The following is a 6,304-nucleotide window of genomic DNA, read 5'->3' on the forward strand; positions in this document are numbered from 1 at the left end:
AACACTATGGCGAGTTCGATTTTCTTTAATTACCATCGCAGCAATGCTTGCACTAGGCTATGTCACCAAATATTCGGGTGCAGATGCAACCTTAGGGCTCGCCTTGGCAAAAACAGGAGTTCTATACCCATTTTTTGGAACTATGCTTGGATGGCTAGGTGTGGCTTTAACAGGATCAGATACAGCCTCCAACGTGCTTTTTGGAAGTTTACAAACCATTACTGCCAAACAAACTGATGTGAGTCCCATTTTGATGGCCTCAGCAAACAGCTCTGGCGGTGTTATGGGTAAAATGGTGGATGCACAAAGTATTGTTGTTGCTAGTACCGCAACCAACTGGTATGGGCATGAGGGACAAATATTAAGGTATGTATTTTTCCATAGTATCGCGCTTGCGGCACTCGTGGGACTATTTGTTTTCCTGCAAGCTTATGTCATACCATTTTCAAATATGGTGGTGAAATAGAATATTGTATCATAAAAAAACCTGATCAAAATTGATCAGGTTTTTTATTTCGAAATATTATTTAATCTTATCCAATTAATAATTCCTCTCTAATACGCTTAGCAACAATTTTTTCTTCGCCAGGTACCATAATGAAGGTAACGAGTGAAATATTATTTTTACCAGCATTTAGTTCAATTCCTGGTTCACCAAGACTTAATCTTTTTTGAATTTCTTGTCCCGTAGCTTTAATCACTGTTTGATCCCAAGAAATTTCTAGATTCGGAGTTGCATTTGCTAGTTCTGGAACAAATACTCTAGTTTTAATGCTTTTAATATCCTTAACCGCATTTTCAATATGCGCAATTTGCTTCATCCAAAAATTCCATTCCTCTTCTCCAGTACGAATAAATTTCTCAATCGCCACGTATAAACCAAGAATTTCCTCTTTATTCACTTTGTGACCACGACCAATGGTACTACCTCTTGGTGAAGCACTTAAACGAGCTGCAGCGATTAAATCTTTCTTACCCATTAATACGCCAGAACTCTGCGGACCACGAATTGCTTTTCCTCCCGATAAACAAACCAAGTCAAAGCCCATATCATTGAACTTCCAAAAATTTTCAATTGGCGGAACATCAGCTGCTATATCAATCAATGTAGGGATCTTATACTTTTTAGCAACTTCAAGCCATTCCTTATGTTTAATTTGACCTTGATTGGTATTACAATTCATAAAACCCATCATAGCCGTTTTTTCATTAATTGCTTTTTCTAAGTCTGCACGAGTTTCAACCCAGACCATGGTAACACCACAGTTTTTCATGGCTTGATAATAACCAATATCATGTCCTTTTTGCAGAATCACTTCAGTTTTCATGCCTGAACCTTCCAAATGAGGAATCATGGCTGCCTTTTTAGCATCCAAACCCGAAAGAACTCCAGCAGTACCAAGCATAATGGCTGAAAAAGCTCCTGAAGTCACAGTTGCTGCCTCGGCATGACACAATTCAGCGATTTTAGCACCAACTTTATCTTGTAACTCATCAAGCATACAATATCTTTTAGAAGAATTATTGATTGCATCAATAACTTCCGGCTGCATTAAAGAGCCTGTCATAAAAGTAAGCGTTGCCCTAGCATTGATGAAGGTCCGGATACCTAATTCCTTAAACAAATCTCTTTTTGCTGCTGTTGAAGCTACATTTGCTAATTCTGCACCACTTGCACTTGTGCCAGAAAACACTCCTCCCGCTAAAGGAAGAACTGTTAAACCTTTGAGTAGGTCTCTACGTTTCATAATTTAAATTATATATTTTTTTAAAAAAATCTAATCTGATAAAACAGACAGGCATCAATTATTTTTCGGATCCATGTCCGAGGTAAGTTCTTAATTTTTCACTTTCAAACAAATCAGAGGCCGCTTTCTCTGGTTTTGCAAGCGAAACTATAATACCAACGATAAATGCAGCCGTCATTGAGACAATGGTTGGATTTTTTAAAGGGAAAATAGCTTCTTGGTTTCCTAAAATATCTACCCAAACCGTAGGACTAATCACAATTAAAGCCAAGGATAAAGTCGCACCAGTAACCATGCACCAAACAGCACCCCTTGTAGTAAATTTCTTCCAAATGATGGACATTAATAATGCTGGAAAATTTGCACTTGCAGCAATTGAAAAGGCTAGTCCCACCATAAATGCCACATTTTGACCTTTAAACATCAATCCTAAGGCAATTGCAAGAATCCCAAGGAAAATTGTTGCCCGCTTAGCGACCTTAATTTCACCTTTTTCATCAGAAACACCTTTTTTTATCACATGAACATACAAATCATGTGATATGGTAGAGGCACCTGATAGCGTTAATCCAGCAACAACTGCCAAAATAGTGGCAAAAGCTACCGATGCTATAAAGCCAAGAAAAGCACTTCCACCTGTATTTTCTGCAAGAAGAAGAGCCGCCATGTTTCCCCCTTTATCTAAACTTACTATGGCATCCTTCCCAACTAGAGCCAGCGCTGCAAAACCAATAAAAAATGTTAAAATATAGAAGTAACCTATAAAACCAGTCGCAACAAATACTGATTTTCGTGCAGCCTTATCATCTGGAACCGTGTAAAAACGCATCAAAATATGCGGCAAGCCAGCTGTTCCAAGCATCAAGGCCAGGCCTAGAGATAAAGCATCAAATGGATTGGTAATAAATCCTCCTGGAGCTAGCATATCTGCTCCATATTGTGTTTTTACGGATTGGAAAAGCTCTGTCGGACTAAAATTAAATTGAGCAAGTGCCAATAAAACCAAAATTGTGGCGCCCGACAAAAGCAAAACTGCCTTTATAATCTGAACCCAAGTTGTGGCAAGCATGCCTCCAAATAATACGTACATGGTCATAACTACGCCAACAACAACAACTGCAATTTCATAATCAAGCCCAAATAAGGTTTTAATCAAACTACCTGCCCCTACCATTTGTGCAATCAGGTAAAAAGAAATTGTTAATAAAGAACCTACAGAGGCTGCAATACGAATAGGCCTTTGTTTAAGTCGAAATGCAACCACATCTGCAAAAGTGTACTTACCTAAATTCCTCAATGGCTCTGCAACAAGAAACATGATTAATGGCCATCCAACAAGAAAACCGATCGAGTAAATAAGTCCGTCATAACCTTTTGTTGCCACCATCCCTGCGATACCCAAAAAAGAAGCCGCACTCATATAATCGCCCGCTAAGGCTAATCCGTTTTGAAAACCTGATATATTACGTCCAGCAGCATAAAATTCGGAGCCTGTTTTTGTTTTTTTTGCTGCCCAATAGGTAATATAAAGCGTAACTGCCACAAAAAGGAAGAATATCGCTATCGATACCGGATTTGCGGTACCCAAGGTGGAGGCTGTACCGCTTGAGTTAATTTGAAGAAGTAAATTCAAAGACATATAAATTAAGAATAGCTATTAAAATTGTTCTAACTTTTTTTTGATTTCATTAACATCGGAGTCGTAGTAATTATTTGCCCAATACACATACAGACCCGTAATTAACCATGAGAAGATAATGATTCCTAAGCCTACAACAATGGCCAGATTTATTGAATCACCCAATGGCATTTTAAGAAGCTCTTTATTGTAGGCGACCACTAATAAAAAGCCTATGTAAACAAACAACATCACAAACGTAAATGCCAATGAAATATTCCATCTGGTTTTTACTAGCTTTTTAAATTCGGTACTTTCTAGAATTTCATGTGTTTTAGCACTATTCATAATTTATAAAATATTGATTTATAATGATGTAAATTAAAATTAATCAGCTCAAAAAAGAATCAATTTAACAATGACCTATCATTCTATAATTCTATGAAAAAAAAATGAATTATTACAATTCATAAACAATCTTTTAAAAAACCACAAAAACGTTACGCAATCACCTAAAAATTAAGGATTATAAATTAAATTTTTAATCGAACACCACTATTATTTAATTTCTTAGTAATAAACACGCATAACAATGCAAAAAGCAATGATTTTATTAAACCTAACCATCCAGTTGTAATTAGTTCAGGCAAATGAAAGTCAGTCAATTCATAAATTCCATAAAAGAAATAGGGAATTAGATAACATAAAAGGGTATCTGTACCTGCTGATTTAATAAAATTAAAAGATTTAGACTTCTTCCAAACATCAACAATCCAATAAGTTAAGGTGAACAAGATTAAGGTTAATGCTGAACATAAAAACAACCAGGCCGGCGTTGCCCCTAATTTTGAAAGGCCCCAATAGGGCCGAGTGATAAGGGAAAGCGCAACTAATACAATAGAGGATAGTATAAAAACAAGGCTTAGCTTCAAATTGGCACTTTTTTGAACATAATGCCTAAATATAAAAGAAGATAATACCCCACCCATGGTAAGTGCCACTAATGTTCCGCCCTTTATTGTTCCAGGCAAGTAATCCAAGAAAATGGAATTGGGGATTAAATTTGCCTTATTTAGGATACTTAATGTGCAAAAGAAGATCCATCCGACCAATAGAATATATCCATTGTTTTTTGCAAATACAGTAATTAAAGCCGAAGCTAAATAAGCCCAACCAATGAGTCCGAGTATGCCCCACCAATGCGTTTCAAAACGAATATTCCCATTTTCGCCACCTCGATAAATAAAAGCGAGTAAAATCAAAATAAAAATCGCAGCGTATTGGAGGATAGATCTTAAAACAAAGCTTATTTTTTCTGAATAATTATTCCAGATTAAGAGAAAGCACAAACAAACCATTGGAAACCATGTTCCAGCTTTAATTCCACTTGCATCTGGATGAATGCTTTCCCCATTGACTAAAAAAACACCCATTGTTAATAGCGCAAAGGTTCGAAATAAAACATGTTTAAGAATTTGAGGGGAAGACTCGCCTTTTATTCTTCTTTTTTCAATAGCATAAGGCAGTGAAAGTCCCACGATAAACAAAAATGCTGGAAAAATTACATCAGAAAAGCCAATTCCATCTTCACCACGAGGAGCATGTTTCAGCCAATCTGGAATATTGCTAAGGGTCCAAAAATCATTCACAAAAATCATCAGAACCATGGTAATTGCCCTAAGTATGTCAATTGAATCAATACGCTTTGCCAAATTTTTATTGGCTTGGGTTTTTATTTCTGAGGAAATGGCGAGCATCATTTGAATTAAAAAATGAAAAATTAGAATAAAAAGTATGGAATTCTATGAATCTAAAATAGTAATATCAATCAAACAATTAACCTAAGATTAGTACATTTATGAAAATTAGAATAAAATAAATATGATATACAGTCTAAAATCAATTTTCCTTTTCGGATTGATCTTATTTTCAGGATTCAGCTATGCACAAACCTTCAGAACCTTTAATAAACCGGTAGTTTTTGATGCAGAGCGAAAAAAACTATCCATTGAATATTTAAGGGATAGGCATGGAATTATTCAAGATTCAGCTACAATTGTCCCAAGGATGATTGTTTTACATTGGACTGCCATAGCAACATTAGAGCAATCGTTCGATGCAATGAATCCTGCAATACTTCCTGGAGCTAGAAAAGGTATCGCTAGCGCCAGTAGCTTGAACGTTGCCGCACAGTTTTTAGTTGACCGCGACGGCATGATCTTCAGACAACTCCCAGAAACCGCTTTTGCACGCCATGTAATTGGCTTGAATTATTGTGCTATTGGTGTTGAAAATGTGGGTGGTAGCAATGCATTATTAACGGAGGAGCAATTAGATGCCAATGAAGCCTTAATTCGTTATTTAAAAAAGAAATACAATATTGAATATGTGATTGGGCATCATGAATATCAGAGCTTTATTGGGCATCCTTTGTTTAAAGAAACAGACCCCAATTATTTAACAGTAAAAAGCGATCCTGGAGATGAATTTATGATAAAAATAAGAGAAAGAATTAAGGATCTTAATATAAAAGGTGCGATTAAGAAATAGCTGAATTTACATTAAATCATCCTTAATTATCCCACAAAATGAATAGAATTTTAATAGCGATTACCATAATAGTCTCTTTAAATTGTACACTCCTAAAGGCCCAAACCATCAATCCTGATAATATTGAATTGGTCAAAAAAGAGTTGAATAACACAAAAAAAGAATTAAGCCTAAAGTTTTTAAATCATTCTGGAAGCCAAACATTGGTTTTGGAGCGAATGCTGGAATTAGGTATGTGGCAAGAGGCATTGAAGGGTATACATTCATTAAAAAAAGGAAGTCCAGAGCAACAACTCTTACTCGCTAATTACCTCATTTTAAACAACGATTTTTCGGCAGCCGAAAAATATGTAAATATAGTCCTGGGTCAGGATAAACAAAATGAACA

7 protein-coding genes are annotated in these 6,304 nt (G+C 36.0%); 3 read left to right on the forward strand and 4 right to left on the reverse strand.

Annotation, left to right across the window (positions count from 1 at the left end):
- Window positions 1–466 (forward strand): L-lactate permease (locus tag ACILQF_RS09400; protein ID WP_395627155.1); only part of this gene is annotated, 466 nt, incomplete at its 5' end.
- A 67-nt stretch (window positions 467–533) separates the two neighbouring features.
- Here the strand turns inward: ACILQF_RS09400 and ACILQF_RS09405 are convergent.
- From ACILQF_RS09405 to ACILQF_RS09420, 4 genes are all read right to left on the reverse strand, one after another.
- Window positions 534–1,748, reverse strand: a complete 1,215-nt coding sequence (locus ACILQF_RS09405) for an aminotransferase class V-fold PLP-dependent enzyme (protein ID WP_395627156.1) — start codon at window positions 1,746–1,748, stop codon at window positions 534–536.
- A 58-nt stretch (window positions 1,749–1,806) separates the two neighbouring features.
- Window positions 1,807–3,381: a sodium/solute symporter gene (locus tag ACILQF_RS09410; RefSeq protein ID WP_395627157.1), complete on the reverse strand. Its 1,575-nt coding sequence runs from the start codon at window positions 3,379–3,381 to the stop codon at window positions 1,807–1,809.
- A 24-nt stretch (window positions 3,382–3,405) separates the two neighbouring features.
- On the reverse strand, window positions 3,406–3,714 hold the full coding sequence (locus tag ACILQF_RS09415; RefSeq protein ID WP_395627158.1) for a DUF485 domain-containing protein: 309 nt from the start codon (window positions 3,712–3,714) through the stop codon (window positions 3,406–3,408).
- 185 nt (window positions 3,715–3,899) lie between these two features.
- Window positions 3,900–5,126, reverse strand: coding sequence for a heparan-alpha-glucosaminide N-acetyltransferase domain-containing protein (locus ACILQF_RS09420; RefSeq protein ID WP_395627159.1), 1,227 nt, complete (start codon window positions 5,124–5,126; stop codon window positions 3,900–3,902).
- Window positions 5,127–5,247: 121 nt separating this feature from the next.
- Here ACILQF_RS09420 and ACILQF_RS09425 point away from each other — a divergent pair, with 121 nt between their 5' ends.
- Window positions 5,248–5,916 carry an N-acetylmuramoyl-L-alanine amidase gene (locus ACILQF_RS09425; protein ID WP_395627160.1) on the forward strand — a complete coding sequence of 223 codons (669 nt, stop codon included), beginning with the start codon at window positions 5,248–5,250 and terminating at the stop codon, window positions 5,914–5,916.
- Between the two features lie 38 nt (window positions 5,917–5,954).
- The coding region (locus ACILQF_RS09430; protein ID WP_395627161.1) for a hypothetical protein at window positions 5,955–6,304 on the forward strand (350 nt) is incomplete at its 3' end.

It is taken from the genome of Daejeonella sp. (assembly GCF_044232565.1).
Classification (GTDB): Bacteria; Bacteroidota; Bacteroidia; order Sphingobacteriales; family Sphingobacteriaceae; genus Daejeonella.

Coding starts and splice junctions, on each gene's coding strand:
- ACILQF_RS09415 (WP_395627158.1), bottom strand. CDS start 3,714: ATGAATAGTGCTAAAACACATGAAATTCTAGAAAGTACCGAATTTAAA.
- ACILQF_RS09420 (WP_395627159.1), bottom strand. CDS start 5,126: ATGATGCTCGCCATTTCCTCAGAAATAAAAACCCAAGCCAATAAAAAT.
- ACILQF_RS09425 (WP_395627160.1), top strand. CDS start 5,248: ATGATATACAGTCTAAAATCAATTTTCCTTTTCGGATTGATCTTATTT.
- ACILQF_RS09405 (WP_395627156.1), bottom strand. CDS start 1,748: ATGAAACGTAGAGACCTACTCAAAGGTTTAACAGTTCTTCCTTTAGCG.